General features: G+C 70.2%; 21 protein-coding genes. 8 read left to right on the top strand and 13 right to left on the bottom strand.

The genetic code is table 11. The features are described from left to right. Positions 1 to 38 precede the first annotated feature (38 nt). Positions 39 to 608 carry a YcxB family protein gene (locus tag AB5J51_RS26365; protein WP_136224840.1) on the top strand — a complete coding sequence of 190 codons (570 nt, stop codon included), beginning with the start codon at positions 39 to 41 and terminating at the stop codon, positions 606 to 608. Here the strand turns inward: AB5J51_RS26365 and AB5J51_RS26370 are convergent. Genes AB5J51_RS26370 through AB5J51_RS26390 form a run of 5 tightly spaced genes read right to left on the bottom strand, consistent with a single transcriptional unit; the run spans position 605 to position 4896 of the window. After that, entirely contained in the window at positions 605 to 1687 is a 1083-nt protein-coding gene (locus AB5J51_RS26370) for an IS630 family transposase (RefSeq protein WP_369780319.1), read from the bottom strand. The two genes, AB5J51_RS26365 and AB5J51_RS26370, sit on opposite strands and share 4 nt — an antisense overlap. A gap of 52 nt (positions 1688 to 1739) precedes the next feature. Then, positions 1740 to 2174 carry a Fur family transcriptional regulator gene (locus AB5J51_RS26375; protein ID WP_078987174.1) on the bottom strand — a complete coding sequence of 145 codons (435 nt, stop codon included), beginning with the start codon at positions 2172 to 2174 and terminating at the stop codon, positions 1740 to 1742. 51 nt (positions 2175 to 2225) lie between these two features. After that, entirely contained in the window at positions 2226 to 3092 is an 867-nt protein-coding gene (locus AB5J51_RS26380) for a metal ABC transporter permease (protein WP_053785353.1), read from the bottom strand. After that, positions 3092 to 3883: a metal ABC transporter ATP-binding protein gene (locus AB5J51_RS26385; RefSeq protein WP_369778787.1), complete on the bottom strand. Its 792-nt coding sequence runs from the start codon at positions 3881 to 3883 to the stop codon at positions 3092 to 3094. The genes AB5J51_RS26380 and AB5J51_RS26385 overlap by 1 nt, the downstream gene beginning before the upstream one ends. Positions 3884 to 3906: 23 nt before the next feature. Next, positions 3907 to 4896, bottom strand: a complete 990-nt coding sequence (locus tag AB5J51_RS26390; RefSeq protein ID WP_136224838.1) for a metal ABC transporter substrate-binding protein — start codon at positions 4894 to 4896, stop codon at positions 3907 to 3909. 155 nt (positions 4897 to 5051) lie between these two features. Here AB5J51_RS26390 and AB5J51_RS26395 point away from each other — a divergent pair, with 155 nt between their 5' ends. Beyond that, a complete protein-coding gene (locus tag AB5J51_RS26395; protein WP_053785350.1) occupies positions 5052 to 6434 on the top strand; it encodes a glycine--tRNA ligase in 1383 nt (460 codons plus the stop codon). An 85-nt stretch (positions 6435 to 6519) separates the two neighbouring features. Here the strand turns inward: AB5J51_RS26395 and AB5J51_RS26400 are convergent, their stop codons facing one another. The 4 genes from AB5J51_RS26400 to AB5J51_RS26415 all read right to left on the bottom strand — a co-directional run bounded on the left by AB5J51_RS26400 (position 6520) and on the right by AB5J51_RS26415 (position 9441). After that, a complete protein-coding gene (locus AB5J51_RS26400; RefSeq protein WP_234381939.1) occupies positions 6520 to 7149 on the bottom strand; it encodes a VC0807 family protein in 630 nt (209 codons plus the stop codon). A gap of 246 nt (positions 7150 to 7395) precedes the next feature. Further along, the gene (locus AB5J51_RS26405; protein WP_053785348.1) at positions 7396 to 7989 is read right to left on the bottom strand and encodes a TetR family transcriptional regulator; all 594 of its coding nucleotides are present in this window, start codon (positions 7987 to 7989) and stop codon (positions 7396 to 7398) included. A gap of 21 nt (positions 7990 to 8010) precedes the next feature. Continuing rightward, complete coding sequence (locus AB5J51_RS26410; RefSeq protein WP_136224835.1) at positions 8011 to 9039, bottom strand: aldo/keto reductase; 1029 nt, start codon at positions 9037 to 9039, stop codon at positions 8011 to 8013. Positions 9040 to 9096: 57 nt separating this feature from the next. Then, complete coding sequence (locus AB5J51_RS26415) at positions 9097 to 9441, bottom strand: DoxX family protein (RefSeq protein ID WP_053785378.1); 345 nt, start codon at positions 9439 to 9441, stop codon at positions 9097 to 9099. A 91-nt stretch (positions 9442 to 9532) separates the two neighbouring features. Here AB5J51_RS26415 and AB5J51_RS26420 point away from each other — a divergent pair, with 91 nt between their 5' ends. Further along, positions 9533 to 9988, top strand: a complete 456-nt coding sequence (locus AB5J51_RS26420) for a MarR family winged helix-turn-helix transcriptional regulator (RefSeq protein ID WP_240805367.1) — start codon at positions 9533 to 9535, stop codon at positions 9986 to 9988. A gap of 21 nt (positions 9989 to 10009) precedes the next feature. On the opposite strand, the gene AB5J51_RS26425 is transcribed toward AB5J51_RS26420, so the two are convergent. Beyond that, positions 10010 to 11464, bottom strand: coding sequence for an MFS transporter (locus AB5J51_RS26425; protein ID WP_369778788.1), 1455 nt, complete (start codon positions 11462 to 11464; stop codon positions 10010 to 10012). A 64-nt stretch (positions 11465 to 11528) separates the two neighbouring features. Between AB5J51_RS26425 and dusB the strand changes: the two genes are divergently transcribed. The 3 genes from dusB to AB5J51_RS26440 all read left to right on the top strand — a co-directional run bounded on the left by dusB (position 11529) and on the right by AB5J51_RS26440 (position 17198). Beyond that, positions 11529 to 12671, top strand: coding sequence for a tRNA dihydrouridine synthase DusB (gene dusB, locus AB5J51_RS26430; protein ID WP_030297116.1), 1143 nt, complete (start codon positions 11529 to 11531; stop codon positions 12669 to 12671). A 376-nt stretch (positions 12672 to 13047) separates the two neighbouring features. Beyond that, on the top strand, positions 13048 to 15756 hold the full coding sequence (ppdK, locus tag AB5J51_RS26435) for a pyruvate, phosphate dikinase (RefSeq protein WP_053785344.1): 2709 nt from the start codon (positions 13048 to 13050) through the stop codon (positions 15754 to 15756). Positions 15757 to 16145: 389 nt separating this feature from the next. After that, positions 16146 to 17198, top strand: a complete 1053-nt coding sequence (locus AB5J51_RS26440; protein WP_063785113.1) for a helix-turn-helix domain-containing protein — start codon at positions 16146 to 16148, stop codon at positions 17196 to 17198. 82 nt (positions 17199 to 17280) lie between these two features. Here AB5J51_RS26440 and AB5J51_RS26445 read toward each other — a convergent pair whose 3' ends face one another. Then, the gene (locus AB5J51_RS26445) at positions 17281 to 18441 is read right to left on the bottom strand and encodes an alkaline phosphatase PhoX (protein ID WP_369778789.1); all 1161 of its coding nucleotides are present in this window, start codon (positions 18439 to 18441) and stop codon (positions 17281 to 17283) included. Between the two features lie 218 nt (positions 18442 to 18659). On the opposite strand from AB5J51_RS26445, the gene AB5J51_RS26450 reads away from it, so the two are divergent. Together AB5J51_RS26450 and AB5J51_RS26455 are read left to right on the top strand one after the other, a co-directional pair. After that, a complete protein-coding gene (locus tag AB5J51_RS26450; protein ID WP_053785342.1) occupies positions 18660 to 19124 on the top strand; it encodes a group III truncated hemoglobin in 465 nt (154 codons plus the stop codon). Positions 19125 to 19257: 133 nt separating this feature from the next. Next, positions 19258 to 19662, top strand: coding sequence for a VOC family protein (locus AB5J51_RS26455; RefSeq protein ID WP_053785341.1), 405 nt, complete (start codon positions 19258 to 19260; stop codon positions 19660 to 19662). A gap of 24 nt (positions 19663 to 19686) precedes the next feature. Here AB5J51_RS26455 and nirD read toward each other — a convergent pair whose 3' ends face one another. Together nirD and nirB are read right to left on the bottom strand one after the other, a co-directional pair. Then, positions 19687 to 20031, bottom strand: coding sequence for a nitrite reductase small subunit NirD (gene nirD, locus AB5J51_RS26460; protein WP_053785340.1), 345 nt, complete (start codon positions 20029 to 20031; stop codon positions 19687 to 19689). Then, complete coding sequence (nirB, locus tag AB5J51_RS26465) at positions 20028 to 22580, bottom strand: nitrite reductase large subunit NirB (RefSeq protein WP_369778790.1); 2553 nt, start codon at positions 22578 to 22580, stop codon at positions 20028 to 20030. Before nirB ends, nirD begins: the two co-directional genes overlap by 4 nt. Position 22581: the final 1 nt, after the last annotated feature.

Genomic DNA, 22581 nt, shown 5'->3' on the forward strand with positions numbered 1-22581 from the left:
CCGGCTCGGCGCCCGGGCGGACGATAGGGTCCGATGTCATGGACATTGTTGAACAACCGGACGGGCGGCAGGGCGGCGCAGCCGGCGCGGACGGCCCGGCGGTCGAGCTCGTCTACCAGAACACCGTGGCCGACTTCGCCGGCGCGCTCCGGGCGCGGGCCGCCCGCACGGGGGCGGCGCGCCGCAAGAAATGGCTGTTCAGCTTCATCGGGACGCTGTCCCTGATCGGCGGCGCCGCGCTGCTCGCGGGCAACGAACCCGATGTCGGCCGGGCCGTGGCCTTCCTCGTCGGCGGCGTGCTCCTGTGGGTCATCGGCCCCCTCGGCCCGCGTCTGCAGGCCCGGGCCCTGCGCGGACTGCTGGAGAAGACGGGAGAGACCCGGGCCGTCGTCGACGGCACCGGGGTCCGGTTGACGGCGACCGCCTGCGACACCCGCATCGGCTGGTCGGCGCAGCCCACGTACGCGGAGACGGACGAGCTGTTCGTCATGCTCAGCGAGGACAAGCGGGCCGTGGCCATGACCGTGCTGCCGAAGCGCGGGGCCCGGAGCCCGGCGGACATCGACCGGCTGCGGGCGATCCTGGACGCGAACCTGAGGCGGCTCTAGTCTTCTGAGTCGGGAATTCTGTTCAGATAGCTGGCGAGGCGTTCGAGGATTTCGTCTGCGGTCTTGGTCCAGACGTAGGGCTTGGGGTCGGTGTTCCAAGCGGCGATCCAGTCACGGATGTCCTTCTCGAGGGCCTGGACGGACTTGTGGACGCCTCGCCGTATCTGCTTGTTGGTGAGTTCGGCGAACCATCGCTCCACCAGGCTCAGCCAGGACGACCCGGTCGGCGTGAAGTGCAGGTGGAACCGGGGGTGGCCGAGCAGCCACTTCTTGATGTCCGGCGTCTTGTGGGTGGCGTAGTTGTCGCAGATCAGGTGGACGTCCAGACCGGCAGGCACTTCCTTGTCGAGCTTGACCAGGAACTTCTTGAACTCCTCGGCGCGATGCCGGCGGTGCAGGGAGCCGATCACCTTGCCGGTGGCCACGTTGAGTGCGGCGAACAGGGTGGTCGTGCCGGCGCGGACGTAGTCGTGCGTTGACCGCTCCGGGACTCCTGGCATCATCGGCAGCACTGGCTGGGACCGGTCCAGGGCCTGGATCTGCGATTTCTCATCCACGCAGAACACCAGCGCCCGCTCGGGAGGGTCCAGGTAGAGGCCGACGACATCGTGGACCTTGTCGACGAAGTAGGGATCGGTCGACAGCTTGAACGTCTCCGACCGGTGCGGCTGCAGGCCGAACGCCCGCCAGATCCGTGAGACCGAGGACTGGGACAGGCCCATTTCCTTCGCCATCGACCGCGTCGACCAGTGCGTTGCGTTCTTCGGCGTGGACTCCAACGTCCTGGTGACCACTGCGGCCACCTGCTCATCCGTCACCGACCTGGGGCCGCCGGAACGCGGCATGTCTCCCAGGCCCGCGATCCGGTACTGCACGAAACGGGCCCGCCAACGGCCGACCGCATGAGGCGTCGATCCGAGACGGACGGCCACATCCTTGTTCGAGACGCCCTCGGCGCAGGCCAGGATGATCCGGCACCTCAAAGCCCACGCCTGCGGCGTGGAACGACGCCGCACCCACCCCTCCAGTGCGGCCCGTTCCTCGTCCGACAGCGTCAACTCGGCCTTCGGCCGCCCCATCCGCGCCATAGGCCAAGCCTACACATCTGAACAGAACTCAAGACTCAGAAGACTAGGAGGCGGCCGCGGCCGCGCAGTCGGCGCAGGTGCCGAAGATCTCCACCGTGTGGGCGACGTTCACGAAGCCGTGCTCCGCCGCGATCGACTCCGCCCACTTCTCCACCGCCGGGCCCTCCACCTCGACCGCCTTGCCGCACTTGCGGCAGACCAGGTGATGGTGGTGGTCCCCGGTGGAACAGCGCCGGTAGACGGACTCGCCGTCGCTGGTGCGCAGCACGTCGACCTCGCCGGCGTCGGCGAGCGACTGGAGGGTGCGGTACACGGTCGTCAGGCCCACGGAGTCACCGCGGTGCTTGAGCATGTCGTGCAGCTCCTGGGCGCTGCGGAACTCGTCCACCTCGTCCAGCGCCGCCGCCACGGCTGCCCGCTGCCGGGTGGATCGTCCTCGTACTGGCGCGGTATTCATCTCGCCAGGCGCAGTCGCCACCGGTTCCTCCTCGTATCGGCCTCGGCCCATTGTGCCAGGCGGCCGACTTCCCTAGACCTTCACATCATCGCGCGTGCAGACCTCTTCGGCGGCGCGGGCCGCATTCGCCCGGCGGCGGGCCAGCGGCGTGGACAGGGCGGTCATCACCATGAAGACGCCGATGGCGAGCAGCACGATGGTGCCGCCGGAGGGGGCGTCGATGTAGTACGTCAGGGTCGTGCCGGAGAGCGAGACCAGCACGCCGATCACCATCGCCACCGACAGGGTCGCGGTGAACCCGCGGGTGACGCGCTGCGCCGCCGCGACCGGGATCACCATCATGGCGCTGACCAGCAGCAGGCCGACGATCCGCATGGCCACGGTCACCGTGACGGCGGCGGTGACCGCGATCAGCAGGTTCAGGAAGCGCACCGGCAGGCCGGTGACCCGGGCGAACTCCTCGTCCTGGCAGACCGCGAACAGCTGGCGGCGCAGGCCGAGGGTGACGGCGATCACCAGCGCCGCGAGGATCACGACCGCGGTGACGTCCTCGGCGGAGACCGTGGTGATCGAGCCGAAGAGGTAGCTGGTCAGATTGGCCGTCGAGCCGCCCGGAGCCAGGTTGATGATCATCACGCCGCCGGCCAGGCCGCCGTAGAACAGCATGGCGAGCGCGATGTCGCCGCTCGTCCTGCCGCGGGAGCGGATGAGCTCCATGCCGACCGCGCCGATGACCGCGACCAGGGTCGCCATCCACACCGGGCTCGCGTTGAACAGGAAGCCGAGCGCGACACCGGTCATGGCCACGTGCCCGATGCCGTCGCCCATGACGGCCTGGCGGCGCTGCACGAGGTACGTGCCGATCGCGGGGGCGGTGACGCCGACGAGGACGGCCGCGAGCAGGGCCCGCTGCATGAAGGCGTAGGTCAGGAGGTCCATCAGCTCAGCAGTCCCGTCCGGAGCGGCTCGGCGTCGTGCGCCGCGTGGGGGTGTACGTGGTCGTGGCCGGGCAGGGCGTGCTGGCCCACGGCCTCCGGGGGCGCGCCGTCGTGGACGACGCAGCCGTCGCGCAGGACGACGGCGCGGTCGATCAGCGGCTCCAGCGGGCCCAGCTCGTGCAGGACGAGCAGGACGGTCGAGCCGGCGGCGACCTGCTCGCGCAGGGCGTTCGCGAGGACCTCCTGGTTGGCGAGGTCCACGCCGGCCATCGGCTCGTCCATGATCAGCAGTTCGGGTTCCCCGGCGAGCGCCCGCGCGATGAGCACGCGCTGGTGCTGGCCGCCGGAGAGGGCATTGACGGAGGCGTCGGCGTACTGGCTCATGTCGACGAGGGTCAGGGCCCGCTCGACGGCCGCCTTGTCGGCTTTGCGGAGGATGCCGAAGCGGGAGCGGGCGAGCCGGCCGGAGGAGACGACCTCGCGGACGGTGGCCGGGACGCCGCTGGCGGCGGTGGTGCGCTGCGGGACGTATCCGATGCGCGACCAGGCGCGGAAGCGCTTGAAGTCGGTGCCGAACAGCGCGAGCTCGCCGTCGGACAGCGGGACCTGGCCGACGACGGCGCGCACGGCCGTGGACTTGCCGGAGCCGTTGGCGCCGAGCAGGGCGACGACCTCGCCGCGCCGGACGGTGAGGTCGACCCCGCGCAACACGGGGCGCGAGCCGAGCGAGGCGGTGGCCCCGCGCAGGGATATGACGGGCTGGTCCGCTGCCTCGGCGGGCTGGGACTCCATGGCACGCGCCTCCGTTACTGCCATTACTTGCTACCGAGCGCCTTCTGCAGGTTCTTCAGGTTGGACCGCATGACCTCGAAGTAGTCAGCGCCCTGGGACTTGTCGGTGATTCCCTCGAGCGGGTCGAGGACATCGGTCTTCAGGCCGGTGTCGGCGGCGAGCGTCCTAGCCGTCTTGTCGCTGGCCAGCGTCTCGAAGAACACGGTCGAGACATTGTCCTTCTGTGCAACGGCCTGGAGTTCCTTCATCCGGGCCGGGCTCGGCTCGGACTCGGGGTCGACGCCGGAGATGCCCTCCTGGTCGAGGCCGTAGCGCTCGGCGAGGTAGCCGAAGGCGGAGTGCGTGGTGATGAAGGTCTTGGAGGCGGTGTTCTTCAGGCCGTCCTTGAACTCCGCATCGAGCGCGGTCAGCTTGCCGACCAGCTCGTCGGTGTTCTTGCGGTAGTCGGCCGCGTGGTCGGGGTCGGCCTTCTCGAGCGCCGCGCCGACGCCCTTGGCGACCTCGGCGTACTTCACCGGGTCGAGCCAGATGTGGGGGTCCTCGCCGGCCTCGCCGTGGCCGTGGTCGTGGCCCTCGGCCTCGCCCTCGGAGTGGCCCTCCTCGCCCTCGTGGGCGTGGTCGTGGCCGGAGGAGCCGTGGACCTCGAGCTTCGTGAGGGTGGCGGCGTCGACCACGTGCTTCACGCCGGACTGGGCGACGGCCTTGTCGACGGCGGGCTGCAGGCCCTTGAGGTAGAGGACCACGTCGGACTCGCCGAGCTGCCCGGTCTGCTTCGGGGTGATCTCCAGGTCGTGCGGTTCGACGCCCGGCTTGGTCAGGGTGGCGGCCTTGACGTGGTCCTTGCCGATCTGTTCGGCCAGGAACTGCATCGGGTAAAACGACGACATGACGTCGAGCTTGCCGCCCTTGCCGACGCCGGCGGCCGAGGCTCCAGAGCAGGCGGTGAGGGCCGTGGCGCCCAGCGCGACGGCTCCGGCGAGGGCGGCTGCGGGTATGAGGCGTCGTACGTTCATGACATCCATTTTCATCAAAAATGGAAACGGTTGTCAAAAACCCTGGTGGGGCCCACGGGGGAGGGGCCGTGGAAGGGGTCCCGATTTGAAAGGGGGGGTGCGGGCGCCGGTAACCTTGAGTCTTCGCCGTTCGTCCTCGTAATGAAGAGAGCACCGTGGCCGCCGACAAGATCGAAACCATCGTCAGCCTGAGCAAGCGCCGTGGCTTCGTTTTCCCGTGCAGTGAGATCTACGGCGGCTCCAGGGCTGCCTGGGACTACGGCCCGCTCGGTGTCGAGCTCAAGGAGAACATCAAGCGCCAGTGGTGGAAGGCGATGGTCACCGGGCGTGAGGACATCGTCGGTATCGACTCGTCCGTGATCCTGGCCCCCGAGGTCTGGGTGGCCTCCGGCCACGTCGCGACCTTCTCGGACCCGCTGACCGAGTGCACCTCCTGCCACAAGCGTCACCGCGCGGACCACCTGGAAGAGGCGTACGAGGCCAAGCACGGCCGTCTGCCCGCCAACGGTCTCGCCGACATCAACTGCCCCAACTGCGGTGTGAAGGGCCAGTTCACCGAGCCGAAGCAGTTCTCCGGCATGCTGGAGACCCACCTCGGCCCGACCCAGGACACCGGCTCGAAGGCGTACCTGCGCCCCGAGACCGCCCAGGGCATCTTCACCAACTTCGCCCAGGTGCAGACCACCTCGCGCAAGAAGCCCCCGTTCGGCATCGCGCAGATGGGCAAGTCCTTCCGCAACGAGATCACGCCCGGCAACTTCATCTTCCGCACGCGCGAGTTCGAGCAGATGGAGATGGAGTTCTTCGTCAAGCCGGGCGAGGACGAGCAGTGGCAGGAGTACTGGATGGCCGAGCGGTGGAACTGGTACCGCGACCTCGGCATCCGCGAGGAGAACATCCGCTGGTACGACCACCCGAAGGAGAAGCTGTCCCACTACTCGAAGCGCACCGCCGACATCGAGTACCGCTTCAACTTCGGTGGCAACGAGTTCTCCGAGCTCGAAGGCATCGCCAACCGCACCGACTTCGACCTCAAGGCCCACTCCGCCGCCTCGGGCCAGGACCTCACGTACTTCGACCAGGAGTCCAAGGAGAAGTACACCCCGTACGTCATCGAGCCGGCGGCCGGTGTCAACCGCGCCATGCTCGCCTTCATGCTCGACGCGTACAACGAGGACGAGGCCCCCAACGCCAAGGGCGTCATGGAGAAGCGCACCGTGATGCGCCTCGACCCGCGTCTGGCCCCGATCAAGGTCGCCGTCCTGCCGCTGTCCCGCAACCCGCAGCTGTCGCCGAAGGCCAAGGGCCTCGCTGCCGACCTGCGCAAGTTCTGGAACATCGAGTTCGACGACGCGGGCGCCATCGGTCGCCGCTACCGCCGCCAGGACGAGATCGGTACGCCGTTCTGCGTCACCGTCGACTTCGACACCCTGGACGACAACGCGGTGACCGTGCGCGAGCGCGACACCATGAAGCAGGAGCGCGTCTCCCTGGACCAGATCCAGAGCTACCTCGGCAGCCGCCTGCTCGGCTGCTAGTTCCCGCCGCCTGAAAGACCGGTGGCCCGGTGCGCGGATCGCGCACCGGGCCACCGGTCTTTTTCGTACGCAGCCGCCAGGGCGGTCAGGCTGTGAGGCCTTCGGCCTGCCCGGCCGCGGCGGCCGCCGCGGCGGCCCGCTTCTCACCCTCGGCCTTGGTGCGCTTGACGAAGCTGATCGTCCAGAGGGCCAGGCCGCCGAGCGTCCCGTAGATCATGAACGGGCTGAGGGTCACCATGGTGGAGGTGTCCAGGACGTACGACAGGACGATCCGGACCGCCGCCTCGATGAGGTAGGCAACGCCCCACACCAGGGTCATGCGGCGCTGGGCGTTGCGGAAACCCTCGAACCGCCACAGGCCGTTGTAGTACGCCACGCCCGCCGGGGTGCCGTCCGTGCCGAACTTCCGGCCGAAGTAGAACATCAGCGGCCGCGGCGCGAGCAGGGTGCCGAGGCACAGGAGCCCGAACAGGCCCGTCACGGCGGAGTCCTTGACCAGCAGGGCCTGCGTGGACTGGGCACCCACGAGGGAGACCACGGCGGTGATCACCAGGAACACCAGGGTGACGATGGCGAACTCGTCCAGCTTGCGCCGCCAGGCCACCATGATGGCGCTGTCGAGTACCGGCCAGGCGCCGCTGGCCAGCAGAGCCGAGGCCTCGCTCCAGCCGTGGTCGTCGACGAGGGTGTTGTAGGTGACGATCGGTGCGACCACGTTGAGTGCGATGGTAAGGATCAAGCCGATCGCCGCCGCGCCGCCGGAGCGGGCAGGAGGTGCGGGCTGGGCAGCCTGAGTGGGTTGAGCGGACAAGGTTCCCCCTGGAACGTGCCTGATGAAGTGCGGTAGGGGGACCGTATGGAGTTTGACGGGGGACAGACAAGTCGGACGCGCCCAAAATGATCATCAAGCTGTCCGGACTGACCGGTTCCGGACATCGCGTTGCGCGCGTTGCCGACGCGGTCAGGCGCGCAGGCCCCGGATGACGAGGGCGGTGACCGCCTCGAACTCCGTGATGATCGTGGGCGAGAGCCACTCGGCCGCGTACTGCGGATCGTGGAAACGGCCGGTGGCGTCGAACACCGCCCGGGCGGCGGCCGGCACATCGGGCGCACTGAGCGAGCCGGCCTCGACGCCCTCGGAGATGATCCGGCCCAACTGGTCGATCAGCTGGCTCAGATGGTGGTCCACCACGCCGCTGCTCTCGGAGAGCAGCACCGTGTACGTGGCGAACAGCTCCGGGTCGTCACCCGCCTTGTGCCGCTTGGCCTCGAAGAGCGCCTCCAGCCAGGCCTCCAGCTTGGAGGGCGCAGCCGGGCCGGTGGCCGAGGCGATCTCCTCCAGGCGGACGACGCTCTTGGCGAGCCAGCGGTCCGTGACGGCCTCGCGCAGGGCCGCCTTCGACGGGAAGTGCCGGTACACGCTGCCGTGGCTGACGCCCAGGGCGCGGGCCACGTCCACCACGGTCGCCTTGGTGGGCCCGTAGCGGCGCAGCACCTCCTCGGTGGTCTCGAGGATGCGCTCGGGTGTCAGGGGCTCGGCAGCAGCGGGGGGCATGAGTACGACCGTACCGCCCGCTCAGTGCTCGCTGTCGAGGTGGGCCATTTGCGCTGCCGGGTACCGCTCGCCGGCCGCGGCTCCCGCCGGGACCGCCTCCTCGATGGCCGCCAGGTCCGCAGAAGTCAGCTCCACGTCCATGGCACCCAGTGCCTCGGACAGCCGGTCCCGGCGGCGGGCGCCCACCAGCGGCACGATGTCCTCGCCGCGCGAGAGCACCCAGGCGATGGCGGTCTGGGCGACGCTGACCCCCTTGTCCGCCGCGACCTTGCGCAGGGCGTCGACCAGGTCGAGGTTGTGCTGCAGGTTCTCGCCCTGGAAGCGGGGGCTCATTCCGCGGAAGTCGCCCGGCGCCAGCTCCCGGTCGCGGCTGAAGTGCCCGCTGATCAGACCTCGGCTCAGCACCCCGTACGCCGTGACGCCGATGCCCAGCTCGCGGGCGGTCGGCAGGATCTCCTCCTCGATGCCGCGGGAGATGAGCGAGTACTCGATCTGGAGGTCCGCGATCGGGGCCACGGCCGCGGCTCTGCGCAGCGTGTCCGCGCCGACCTCGGAGAGGCCGATGTGCCGCACGTGCCCGGCTTCGACGGCCTCGGCGATGGCGCCGACGGTCTCCTCGATCGGGACGGCCGGGTCGACACGGGCGATCCGGTAGACGTCGATGTGGTCCCGGCCGAGGCGCTGGAGCGAGTAGGCCAGGAAGTTCCTGACGGCCTCGGGGCGGCCGTCGTAGCCGGTGAATCCGCCCTCGACGGTGCGCAGGGCACCGAACTTCACGCTGACCAGGGCCTGCTCACGGGCCGCGGCGGGCGCGGTGCGCAGGGCCTCGCCGATGAGCATCTCGTTGTGCCCCATGCCGTAGAAGTCGCCGGTGTCGAGCAGCGCACTCGTGCCGTCGGGGACGGCGTCCAGGTAGGCGTGGATGGTCGCGATCGACTCGGTGCGGTCGGCCTCCCCGTACAGGGCGGACATGCCCATGCAGCCCAGCCCCAGCGGGAAGACGGAGGGGCCGGTGGAGCCGAGGGTGCGGGTGTTCTCGTTCTTGGTCATGGAACAACCATGGCATGACGGGTGACAGATTTCAATATCTGTCACCCGTCAGGGTGGCTATGCCGCCACCCGCAGGGCGAGCGCCGCCGCCGCGACCAGGGCGAGGGTGGCCGCCGGGGCCAGTTCGAAGTCCTTCACGCGCAGGTGGCTGATGACCGCGCCGATGAAGTAGAGGGTCACGCCGACGGCGGCGGCCACGCCCAGCGGAGTCACCCACAGGCCCGCGACCAGGCCTGCCGCGCCGGCCGCCTTCGCGATGGCCAGCAGGGGCAGCCAGCTGTCCGGGACCTGGACCTTCCGCGCGCTCGCGACGATCGCCTCGGTCCGCTGGAACGTGAACGTGGCGGACGCGGCCAGGACGAGTGCGAGCAGACCGGCGACGACGGCGTACGCAATGAACATGATGAGCTCCAACGATCGAGGATGTTAAATCATTGAGTACCATCAACGATCGATCCTCCGCAACCATTCCTCGGTTGTTACGATGTCTGATATGACGGCAGCTCAGGAGTCTCCGCACCCCCCGCAGCGGCTGGGCCTGCTGCTGGCCTGGCACGGCTCGATCACCGAGACCCGCATGAAGAAGGCGCTCAGCGCGGCCGGACTCACCCCGCGGCACGCGATGACGCTGATGCGCCTCGAGGACGGCCCCATCGGCCAGCGGGCACTCGCCGAGGGGCTCGAGGTGGACCCGAGCGTGCTGGTCGGCATCCTCAACGACCTGGAGGGCGAGGGTCTCGCCCTGCGCCGCCGGGATCCGGCCGACCGCCGCCGCCACAACGTGGCCATCACCGAGGCCGGATCGGCCGCCCTCGCCAAGACGAACGCGGCGCTCGACGAGGTCGAACGCTCCCTGTTCGCCGCGCTCTCGCAGCAGGACCAGGACGCGCTGCGCAGCCTGCTGGCCCGGATCGACTCGAACCCCGAGGACTTCAACTGCGGCGAATAGGCGCCGAGGGGGTGTCCGGCGTCAGCCGCGCGGCGGAGCTTCGGCCGACTGCGAGGACACCGTGGCCGTCCGCTCCAGCCTCCGGGCGGTCCGTGTCGCCGTCCCCATGGCCCACCGGCCACTGGTCGCGGCGCCCACGACGAGGGCGAGCAGCCCGCAGCCCGTGATGATCCACCAGGCCGGCCGGGTCGCCTCGACGAAATCGGCGCCGCCCGCCGTCCCGGCCGCCAGGACCGCGCCGATCACGGCCACGCCCAGCGTGCCACCGGTCTGCCGGCTGGTGGAGGCCACCGCGGCCGCGACCCCCGCCTGGGACCGGGGCATCCCGGAGACCGCGGTGTTGGTGATGGGTGCGTTCACCATGCCGAAGCCCAGCCCGAACAGCACGTACGCCGTGAACAGCAGCGGCGTCGAGGTCTGCGCCGAGAAGGCGGCGAACAGCACCCCGCTCGCCGCCATCGCCGTCCCCGCGATCAGCAGCGAGGGCCGCGGCCCCCGATTGCCGACCAGACGGCCCGACAGCGGGGCGCAGAGGAACGTCAGCAGGGCCATCGGCAGCATGTAGAGCCCGGCGTCGAGCGCGCTGAGCCCCCGTACGTCCTGCAGGTACAGGGTGTTCAGGAACAGGAACCCGGACAGCGCGGCAAAGGCGCTGATCGCTATCACCGTCGCGCCACTGAACGGAGCGCTCCGGAAGAACCGCGGGTCGATCAGCGGCTCCGCCCGCCGCGGCTCGTAGAAGAGCAGCCCCGCCAGCGAGGCCACGGCCAGGGCCGTGCAGCCGAGGATGACCGGCGAGCTCCAGCCGGCGCTCGGCGCCTCGATGATCCCGTACGTCACGGACCCCAGCAGGGCCATGACCAGCAGCTGGCCCACCGGGTCCGGGCGGCGCGGGTGTGCGGCCCGCGACTCCGGGACGAAGCGCAGGGTCAGCGCGAAGGCCACCAGCCCGACCGGGAGGTTGATCCAGAAGATGGAGCGCCAGCCGACCGATTCGACGAGCAGCCCGCCGATCAGCGGGCCCACGGCCATGGAGATGCCGACCACCGCGCCCCAGACGCCGATGGCGCGGGCCCGCTCGCGCGGATCCGTGAAGGTGTTGGTGATGATCGACATGGCGACCGGGTTGAGCATCGAGCCGCCCACGGCCTGGACCATCCGGAAGGCGATCAGCCACTCCAGGGTCGGCGCCAGCGAGCAGAGCAGTGAACCCGCCGTGAAGAGGACGAGGCCCGCGGCGAAGACCCTGCGGCGCCCGATCCGGTCCGCCGTGGAGCCAGCCAGCATCAGCAGCGAGGCCAGGACCAGCGTGTACGCGTCGATCGTCCACTGCATGCCGGAGACGGAGGCGTCCAGCTCACGGCGCATCGAGGGCAGGGCGACGTTGAGGACGGTCACGTCGAGGCTGACGATGAGCAGGCTCATGCAGCAGATCGCCAGGATCAGCATCCTCCGGCGGCGGCTCGACTCCGTCATGCTTACGATAGTACGTCTAACTAAAGAAATGCGTGTTGCGGTTCGCCTGGGCGACAATGGGGGGATGACCACGCTCCCTCCGCCGCTCGCGATCGGCCCGCACACCGTGCAGCCCCCCGTGGTGCTCGCCCCCATGGCCGGCATCACCAATGCCCCGTTCCGTACCCTCTGCCGCGAGTTCAGCGGCGGCAAGGGGCTGTTCGTGAGCGAGATGATCACGACCCGCGCCCTGGTCGAGCGCAACGAGAAGACCATGCAGCTGATCCACTTCGACGAGACCGAGAAGCCCCGCTCGATCCAGCTGTACGGAGTCGACCCGGCGACGGTCGGCAAGGCGGTCCGCATGATCGTCGAAGAGGACCGCGCCGACCACATCGACCTGAACTTCGGCTGCCCGGTCCCCAAGGTGACCCGCAAGGGCGGCGGGTCGGCCCTGCCGTACAAGCGGAACCTGCTGCGCGCGATCCTGCGCGAGGCCGTCGCGGGCGCCGGCGACCTGCCGGTCACCATGAAGATGCGCAAGGGCATCAACGACGACCACCTCACCTACCTGGACGCTGGCCGGATCGCCGTCGAGGAGGGCGTCACCGCCATCGCCCTGCACGGGCGCACCACCGCCCAGCACTACGGCGGCACCGCCGACTGGGACGCCATCGCGCGGCTCAAGGAGCACGTGCCGGAGATCCCCGTGCTCGGCAACGGCGACATCTGGTGCGCCGAGGACGCGCTGCGCATGGTCCGCGAGACCGGCTGCGACGGCGTGGTCGTCGGGCGCGGCTGCCTGGGGCGTCCGTGGCTGTTCAACGACCTGGTCGCGGCCTTCGAGGGGCGGCCCGAAGACTTCCACAAGCCCACGCTGCGCGAGGTCGCGGCCACCATGCACCGGCACGCCGAGCTGCTGGGGGAGTGGATCGGCGACGAGGCGCGCGGGGTGATCGACTTCCGTAAGCACGTGGCTTGGTACCTCAAGGGCTTCTCGGTGGGTTCCGAGATGCGGAAGAAGCTGGCGGTCACCTCTTCGCTGGCCGAGCTGGACGCTCATCTGAGCGAGCTCGACCTGGACCAGCCGTGGCCCGACAGCGCGGACGGCCCGCGCGGCCGGACGTCCGGAAACAACCGGGTTGTCCTGCCGGATGGCTGGCTGAAGGATCCGTACGACTGTGCCGGGGTGAGCGAGGACGCCGAACTGGACACGTCCGGAGGCTGAGAAACAGCTGACAAATTATGCCGCCGGCGGCGTGACATACGCCACGCATGGGTGGGGTTGCGCTCACATGAGCGCGAAAATCACGGGTAAGACTTCCAAAGGGTGGCACTGGGTGCCACCCTTTGTTCGTTCAAGACTTGAACGCAAATGTATCGATGATCGCTCATCGGAGCGGAAACAAGCCTCGGGAGGCCCTTGATCCTTCGGGAGGTGAACGCTCTTCGTAGGTTTCGGCTACTGATCAGTTACTTTCGATCTGCTGGCGCACGAGTGGTTACAGCCGCATGACGACCAAGTGGACGTACCCAGAAGCCTTCGATCTGGGTATGTTCCTGGCCGTCAGGGCAGCCACCGAGTCCTCGAGGAGTCGAGACCCGTGTCGGAAAACAAAGATCAGAAGTTCGTCTACGACTTCACCGAGGGAAACCGCGACCTCAAGGACCTTCTCGGCGGCAAGGGGGCCAACCTCGCCGAGATGACCAACCTGGGTCTGCCGGTCCCTCCCGGCTTCACCATCACCACCGAGGCCTGCAAGGTCTACCTCGCCAGCGGTGAGGCCCCGGCCGCGCTGCGCGACGAGGTCAGCGCCCACCTGGCCGCCCTCGAGGCGAAGATGGGCAAGAAGCTCGGCCAGTCGGACGACCCGCTGCTGGTCTCCGTGCGCTCCGGTGCCAAGTTCTCCATGCCCGGCATGATGGACACGGTCCTCAACATCGGCCTCTCGGACGAGTCCGTCGCCGGCCTCGCCTCCCAGGCCGGCAACGAGCGCTTCGCGTGGGACTCGTACCGCCGCCTGATCCAGATGTTCGGCAAGACCGTCCTCGGCGTCGAGGGCGAGCTCTTCGAGGAAGCCCTCGACGAGGCCAAGGCCGCCAAGAAGGTCACCGTCGACACCGACCTCGACGCCGCCGACCTGAAGAAGCTGGTCACCCGCTTCAAGAAGATCGTCGCCAAGCAGGCCGGCCGCGAGTTCCCGCAGGACGCCCGCGAGCAGCTGGACCTCGCCGTCGAGGCGGTCTTCAACTCGTGGAACACCGACCGCGCCAAGCTCTACCGCCGCCAGGAGCGCATCCCGAGCGACCTGGGCACCGCGGTCAACATCTGCTCCATGGTCTTCGGCAACCTCGGCCCCGACTCCGGCACCGGCGTCGCGTTCACCCGTGACCCCGCCAGCGGCCACGCCGGCGTGTACGGCGACTACCTGCAGAACGCCCAGGGCGAGGACGTGGTCGCGGGCATCCGCAACACCGTCCCGCTGGCGGACCTGGAGTCGATCGACAAGGCGTCGTACGACCAGCTCATGACGATCATGACGACGCTGGAGACCCACTACAAGGATCTCTGCGACATCGAGTTCACCATCGAGCGCGGCCAGCTGTGGATGCTCCAGACCCGCGTGGGCAAGCGCACCGCCGGCGCCGCCTTCCGCATCGCCACCCAGCTCGTCGACCAGGGCCTGATCGACGAGGCCGAGGCGCTCCAGCGCGTCAACGGCGCCCAGCTCGCGCAGCTGATGTTCCCGCGCTTCGACGAGGGCGCGAGCACCACCCTGCTCGGCCGCGGTATCGCCGCCTCCCCGGGTGCGGCGGTCGGCAAGGCCGTCTTCGACTCGTACACGGCCGTCAAGTGGTCCCGCTCCGGCGAGAAGGTCATCCTGATCCGCCGCGAGACCAACCCGGACGACCTGGACGGCATGATCGCCGCCGAGGGCATCCTGACCTCCCGCGGCGGCAAGACCTCGCACGCCGCCGTCGTGGCCCGCGGCATGGGCAAGACCTGCGTCTGCGGCGCCGAGGACCTCGAGGTCGACACCAAGCGCCGCCGGATGACGGTCGGCGGAACGGTGATCGAGGAGGGCGACGTCGTCTCCATCGACGGCTCCACCGGCAAGGTCTACCTCGGTGAGGTACCCGTCGTACCGTCCCCGGTCGTCGAGTACTTCGAGGGCCGCATGCACGCCGGCGCCGACGACGCCGACGAGCTGGTCGCCGCCGTGCACCGGATCATGGCGTACGCGGACCGCGTCCGCCGGCTGCGGGTGCGCGCCAACGCCGACAACGCCGAGGACGCCCTGCGCGCCCGCCGCTTCGGAGCCCAGGGCATCGGCCTGTGCCGCACCGAGCACATGTTCCTCGGCGAGCGCCGCGAGCTGGTCGAGCACCTGATCCTCGCGGACACCGACAAGGAGCGCGAGGAGGCACTGAGTGCCCTCCTGCCGCTGCAGAAGAAGGACTTCGTCGAGCTGTTCGAGGCGATGGACGGCCTGCCCGTCACCGTCCGCCTCCTCGACCCGCCGCTGCACGAGTTCCTGCCCGACATCACCGAGCTGTCGGTGCGCGTCGCCCTCGCCGAGGCCCGCAAGGACGCCAACGAGAACGACCTGCGCCTGCTGCAGGCCGTGCACAAGCTGCACGAGCAGAACCCGATGCTGGGTCTGCGCGGTGTCCGCCTCGGCCTGGTCATCCCCGGTCTGTTCGCCATGCAGGTCCGGGCGATCGCCGAGGCCGCGGCCGAGCGCAAGAACGCCAAGGGCGACCCGCGCGCCGAGATCATGGTCCCGCTCGTCGGCACCGTCCAGGAGCTGGAGATCGTCCGCGAGGAGGCCGACGCGGTCATCGCCGAGGTCGAGGCCGCGACCGGCACCAGCCTCAAGCTGACCATCGGCACGATGATCGAGCTGCCCCGCGCCGCCCTCACGGCCGGGCAGATCGCCGAGGCCGCGCAGTTCTTCTCCTTCGGCACGAACGACCTGACCCAGACGGTGTGGGGCTTCTCCCGCGACGACGTCGAGGCCAGCTTCTTCACCGCGTACCTGGAGAAGGGCATCTTCGGGGTCTCGCCGTTCGAGACCATCGACAAGGACGGCGTCGGCGCGCTGGTCCGCAGTGCGGTCCAGGCCGGCCGGGCCACCCGCCCCGACCTCAAGCTCGGCGTCTGCGGCGAGCACGGCGGCGACCCGGAGTCCGTCCACTTCTTCCACGAGGTGGGTCTCGACTACGTCTCCTGCTCGCCGTTCCGGATTCCGGTGGCGCGCCTGGAGGCCGGCCGTGCGGCCGCCGAGGCGAAGGGCAGCGACAGCCGCTGACCCCTCCACGGCCCTGACAGGGCCTGCTGACTGCGCGTCCGCCCCCGGGTTCCCTGACCCCCGAGGGCGGACGCGCCCATTTTTGTTGTTCAACAAATCTTTACGCCAGCAGGCGGTGGACGGATCCCCACCCGTCCACCGCCTGCTGTCAATCTGCCGGGCACGTCGGCGCTTCCCGGTGCGACCGACCGCCAGGCCCCGCAAAGCCCCCCACGGCCTTCACGGAGCGTTTCGGTCGCACCGGAGTGTGCCCGGCGGAGTACAGGATTTCGGTTGTCACGCCCCCGCCGAAAGGGGTTTCAACTGTGGCCGAAAGGGCGTGGTGACGTCGTGTGACGGCGTGCATACTCATGGGGCGGGGGGATTGCGGTTGCACAGGTGGGGGTTCGGTGCTGCGTATCCATTTCACTGGAGTGGACCTGGCACGCGTACGGATGGCAGGGCGTCCCGATGCGTTGTGGGAAACGATTCTGAGTTTTCACCGCTTAAGAGACCGGCGCGATGCCCGGCTCTTCGGTGAATGGCGTACCGAAACCCGGAGCAGGTTGAATAGTGAAACACGTTTGCTTGGTGCGCTCATACCGAGTCGCGGGTATTTTCCCGATTTCCTGACCCCTGTGGAGGGGCAGTACGGGTGGGACGTGGGACTCGACGCCCTGCGCGGGATCCGCCCCGAGCGGATGCGGCGCGAGCTGGCGCTGCTGGGTGCGGGCACGGGCGTGGGAGCCGCGTTCGGCATGCCCTCGGCCGTGAGCGCAGGCGCCGACGCGCCGGTCCCGCGGCGGCTGCGGGACTTTATGGACGGCGGCACCAAGCACCTGCCGAGGCTGCTGGGTGAGCTGCGCGGCTACCACCGGGCGGCCGTGGAGCCGTACTGGACGCACATCCAGGCCCAGATCGAGGCCGAGCGGGCCGCACGCGGCCGGGCCCTGCTCGACGGCGGCGCCGACGAGCTGCTGGCCTCCCTGCCGCCGATGCTGCGCTGGCGGGCTCCGGTGCTGGAGTGCGACTACCCCGTGGACCGCGACGTACGGCTGCGGGGGCGCGGGCTGCTGCTCCAGCCGTCGTTCTTCTGCCGGAAGACCGCGGTGACCCTGCACGACCCGGAGCTGCCCCCGGTGCTGGTCTACCCGGCCGCCGCGCAGCTGGCGTCGGCGCCGACCGGAGGCGAATCGATTCGGCCCCTGGAGGAGCAGCGCCAGCGCACGCTGGGCAAGCTCGTTGGGCACACCCGCTCGGTGGTGCTGCGGGCCATCGGCGACGGTGCCACCACCAGCGAGCTGGCCCGCCGGGCCGGCGTCTCGCTGGCCTCCGCGAGCCAGCACGCCTGCGTGATGCGCGAGGCGGGCCTGGTCACCACCCTGCGCCGGGGCAACGCCGTCCTGCACACGGTGACCCCGCTGGGGGCCGCGCTCCTCAAGGGCGGCGCGGTGGCCTCGTAGCCCGCCCCGGCCCCGGCCCCCCGGCCCCGGCCCCGGACCGCGTTCCGCGGACCGCGGTCCGGGGTCCCGGGGACCGCCGTCGTCAGACCCGGAAGGGCCCGGTCACCTCGTACGTGATGCCGCCGGAGGAGCTGCCCGTCGTACCGCGCTGGCTCGAGAAGTACAGCCGGGTGCCGTCGGGCGAGAAGGCCGGGCCGGTGATCTCCGAGGAGGACTGGCCCGTGATGCGCAGGAACGGGGCGACCACGTCGTCCGGGGTGATGACGCAGATCTCCATGTCGCCGCCGTCCTCGGCCACGTACAGGTCCCCGTACGAGGACCCGGTGACGTTGTCCACGCCCGTCAGCGGGGCCGCGCCGCCGGGCACGAGCGAGTCGTCGTAGGCCAGTTCGTACGTGCCGCTCGCCAGGTTGACCTGCCAGACACGGTTGTCGCCCTTGGTGGTGAACCACACCGTGTCGCCGGCGTAGTGGCAGCCCTCGCCGCCGTTGAAGTGCTTGGCCCCGGAGACCTGGGTGCGGGTCGTGGTCGGCGAGCCGTCCGGGTCGGGCACGTTCGCCCAGGTGAACGAGCCGGAGGTGGCGGAGCCGGCCACCAGCACCTGGAGCGTTCCGGAGGACAGGCTGCCCCAGGTCGTGGGCAGGAAGCGGTAGAAGCAGCCGTTGGTCTCGTCCTCGGTCAGGTAGACCGCCTGGCGCACCGGGTCGGCGGCCGCCGCCTCGTGCTTGAAGCGGCCCAGCGCCGGACGCTGCACGGCCGGGTTCACGCCGTACGGGTCGGTCTCGTAGACGTAGCCCAGGCTCACCTCTTCGCAGGACAGCCAGGTGTTCCACGGGGTCTTGCCGCCCGCGCAGTTCTGGCGGGTGCCGGAGAGGATCCGGTAGGCGCCGGTGACCGCCCCGGAGGCATTGAACTTCACCGCGCTCGCGCCGCCGGACGGGTTGATCTCGGAGTTGGAGACGTAGATCCAGCCGGTGCCGTCCGCGAAACAGGCACCGCCGTCGGGGGCGCTGTGCCACGTGTAGCTCGTGGGGCCGACGTTCTGGCCGGACCGGGCGATCACCCGGCTGCTGAAGCCGGCCGGCAGCCGGATCCCGTTCGCGTCGGCCGCACCGAGGGCCCCGTAGGGCCCGGTGCCGGGCTGGGCGGGCGCCGCAAAGGCGGCCCCGTGCGTCAGCGTGCCGCCGAACGCGGCGGCCGAGGAGCCGATCACGGCGCCGCGCAGGAAGGTACGACGTTCCACGGTCACTCCTGTGGGAGGAGGGGCTCCGCATCCGGTCGGGCGCGGAGTCGCACGCGCACAGGACCCTAGGAGCGCCGCATTGCCGCAGCCTCAACGCGGCGTGACGCGGGGGCGACCGGTTCGCGTGTGATCCGCACGACGTTCCGATCCGCACGATGTGACGAACCGCGGGACTTTCCGCCCTGGAGGGACGCCGCTTCGGCGAGGATGGTGAAGCAATGAACCAGTTCGCCGCGGACAACGACATATGCGGCCGCGCCGACCTCGCGGTCGTGCTGCGCCGCTTCTACACCGCCGCCTTCGCCGACCGGCGCATCGGGCCGTTCTTCACCGAGATCGCCGGGACGGACCTCGAGGTCCACCTGTCCCGGATCACCGACTTCTGGGAGAGGGCCCTGTTCCGCACGGCCGACTACGGGCGCGACGCGTTCGCCCCGCACGCCGCCCTGCACGCGGCGCGGGCGCTGACCGCCGAGGACTTCGGGCGCTGGGTGCAGCTGTGGCACGCGGCCGTCGACGGCCTGCACCGGGGGCCGAACGCCGAGCGGGCGAAGGCCACGGGCGAGCGGATCGCGCTGGCCCTGCACCGGCGGCTGGCCGGGCCGGATCCCGCGCTGCTGCGCAGACAGGACGCCTGCGGGTTCGTACCGCTGGCCGCGCTGGAGCTCCGCTCCACGGCCTGACCTGCGCGGACGGCCCTCGGTCGGCGGCTGCGCTGAGATCTTCGGAAAAGTTTTCGCAGGAGCGATGAGTTTTCCCGCCGCCCCCGGTCCATCTCTCGAAAGCACACCACGCGAGAGAAGAAGAGGAACCGAGATGCCCACCATGATCTTCGTCAACCTGCCGGTCAAGGACATCGATGCCGCCAAGGCGTTCTGGGGCAAGCTCGGCTACTCCTTCAACCCCCAGTTCAGCGACGAGTCGACCGGCTGCCTCGTCATCAGCGACACCATCTTCGCGATGCTGATGACCGAGGCCCGGTTCAAGGACTTCGCCACCAAGGAGGTGGCGGACGCCACCAAGACCACCGAGGTCATGCTCGCCCTGAGCGCGGACAGCCGGGAGAAGGTCGACGAGGTGGTCGACGCCGCCCTCGCCGCGGGCGGCACCGAACCCCGCCCGGCCCAGGACCTCGGCTTCATGTACGGCCGCGCCTTCGAGGACCTGGAGGGCCACGTCTGGGAGTACGTCTGGATGGACCCGGCTGCCGTCCAGGGCTGACGGCCCCCCGGCCACCCTCCCCCGCTACGCCACCGCCGCGGAGGTCACGGCGGTCCGCACCGGGTAGGTCCGGACCGCCGCCCCCTCGTCGTCCAGGCAGCGCCCCGTGGCGAGGTCGAAGCGCTGCTTGAGCAGCGGCGAGGCCACGAACGGCTTGCCGTCGATGCAGCCGACCAGCCCCCGCGAGAGCACGGCCGCCCCGGTGAACGGATCCCGGTTGTCGATGGCGTACATGCCGCCCGAGCGGCCGATGAACACCGCGGCCTGGCTCCCGTCGGGCAGCAGGACCGCCACCCCCCGCCCGGGGGTCAGGTCGGACAGCTCGCACACCGTCAGCCAGCCTTCGGCCACGTGCAGTTCCACGGTCATCGGGTGCCTCCCACGGCCTCCAGCGGCCGGATGTCGAGAATGGTCAGGTCGGGCTTGACCTGGTCGCGTTCGGGGACGAACTTCACGGTCGGGTCGGGGGCGCCCGGCGCGTTGACGAAGGACACGAACCGGCGCAGCCGCTCCGGATCCTGGAGCGTCTGCGCCCACTCGTCGCGGTAGTGCGACACGTGGTCGGCCATCAGCGACTCCAGCTCCGCGCACAGCCCGAGCGAGTCGTGGACGACCACGTCCCGCAGGTGGTCCAGGCCGCCCTCCAGCCGGTCCAGCCAGGTCGAGGTGCGCTCCAGCCGGTCCGCCGTGCGGATGTAGAACATCAGGAACCGGTCGATGAGCCGGACCAGTTCGGCGTCGGACAGGTCCTGGGCCAGCAGGTCCGCGTGGCGCGGGGTGGCCCCGCCGTTCCCGCCGACGTACAAGTTCCAGCCATTCGCCGTCGCGATGACCCCGAAGTCCTTGCTCTGCGCCTCCGCGCACTCGCGCGCGCAGCCGGACACCGCCGACTTGAGCTTGTGCGGGGCGCGCAGGCCCCGGTAGCGCAGCTCCAGGTCGATGGCCATCCGCACGCTGTCCTGGACCCCGTACCGGCACCAGGTCTGGCCGACGCAGGACTTCACCGTGCGCAGCGCCTTCCCGTACGCGTGGCCGGACTCGAACCCGGCCTCGACGAGGCGGGCCCAGATCCGCGGGAGCTGGTCGACGCTGGCGCCGAAGAGGTCGATGCGCTGGCCGCCGGTGATCTTCGTGTAGAGCCCGAAGTCGCGGGCGACCTCGCCGATCACGATGAGCTTGTCGGGGGTGATCTCGCCGCCGGGGATGCGCGGGACGACCGAGTACGAGCCGTTGCGCTGGAGGTTCGCGAGGAAGTGGTCGTTGGTGTCCTGGAGGGCGGCCTGCTCCCCGTCGAGGACGTAGCCGCTCGCGCCGAGGGTGGGGGCGAGCGAGGCGATGATCGAGCCGACGGTCGGCTTGCAGACCTCGCAGCCGTCGCCGCCGCGGGCCGCCTCCCGGCCGTGGCCGTCGAGGAGCTGCTCGTACGAGGTCAGCCGACGGGTACGGACGATCTCGTAGAGCTCGGCGCGGGTGAAGGGGAAGCAGTCGCACAGCCCTTTGTCGGCGGGCGCGGGCAGCAGCTGGCCGATCACCTTGAGGCAGCTGCCGCAGCCGGTGCCCGCCTTCGTGCACTGCTTGACCTCGGGGAGCGTCGCGCAGGCGGTGATCGCCTTCTTGGTGACGTTGTGGCAGGAACAGATCACCGCGGAGTCGGGGAGCGCCGACGGGCCGAGCGCGACGGGCGCGCCGAGCCCGGCGGGCAGGACCAGCTGGTCGGGGCTGACGGGCGGGACGCTGCCCGTGAGCGGGCGCAGCAGGCCGTACGAGTCGGCGTCGCCGACCAGGACCCCGCCGAGCAGCACTCCGTCGGGGGAGACGACCAGCTTCTTGTAGACGCCGGAGCGGGAGTCGGAGTAGACGACGTCGAGGCTGCCCTGGGTGGCGCCGTGGGCGTCGCCGAAGGAGGCCACGTCCACGCCGAGCAGCTTGAGCTTGGTGGAGAGGTCGGCTCCGGTGAACTCCTTCTCGCGGCCCAGCAGGTCCTCGGCGGCGGTCTCGGCCATCTCGTAGCCGGGGGCGACCAGTCCGTAGACGCGGCCGTCGGTGGCCAGTGCGCACTCGCCGATCGCGTAGACGCGCGGGTCGGAGGTGCGGCAGCGGGCGTCGACGCCGATGCCGCCGCGCTCGCCGACGGTCAGGCCCGCGTCGCGGGCGAGCTGGTCGCGGGGGCGGACCCCGGCGGAGAACACGACGAGGTCGGTGTCGACGGTGGAGCCGTCGGAGAGCCGCATTCCGCTGACGTGGCCGTCCTCGCCCGTGACGACCTCCTGGGTGCCGACGCCGGTGTGGACCGTCAGGCCCATCGACTCGATGGTGCGCAGCAGGGCCGCGCCGCCGCCGTCGTCGATCTGGACGGGCATCAGGCGCGGGGCGAACTCCACGATGCGGGTGCTGAGACCGAGGCCCTGGAGGGCGCCGGCCGCCTCGAGCCCGAGGAGGCCGCCGCCGACGACGGCTCCGCTGGTGCGGGTCTTCGCGTATTCCTCGATCGCGAACAGGTCCTCGATGGTGCGGTAGACGAAGCAGCCGGGGGCGTCCTTGCCCGGGACGGGAGGCACGAAGGGGTAGCTGCCGGTCGCCAGGACGAGCACGTCGTACGGGAACACCAGCCCCGAGCGGGAGGTGACCGTACGGGCCTCGCGGTCGACGGACTCGGCGGGGTCGCCGAGGTGCAGCTCGATCCCGTGCTGCTCCATGAACCCGGCGGGGGTGAGGGAGAGGTCCTCGGGGGTGGTTCCGGAGAAGTACGAGGTGAGGTGCACGCGGTCGTAGGCGGGCCGGGGCTCCTCGCAGAGCACGGTGATCCGGTGCGTGGCGGTGGCCCCGCGCTCGGCGAGTGCCTCGAGGTAGCGCTGGCCGACCATGCCGTGGCCGATGAGCACGATGGCGGGAGTGGGCGTGGGCGTGGCTGCGGCCATG

This window comes from Streptomyces sp. R33 (assembly GCF_041200175.1).
GTDB lineage: Bacteria > Actinomycetota > Actinomycetes > Streptomycetales > Streptomycetaceae > Streptomyces > Streptomyces katrae_B.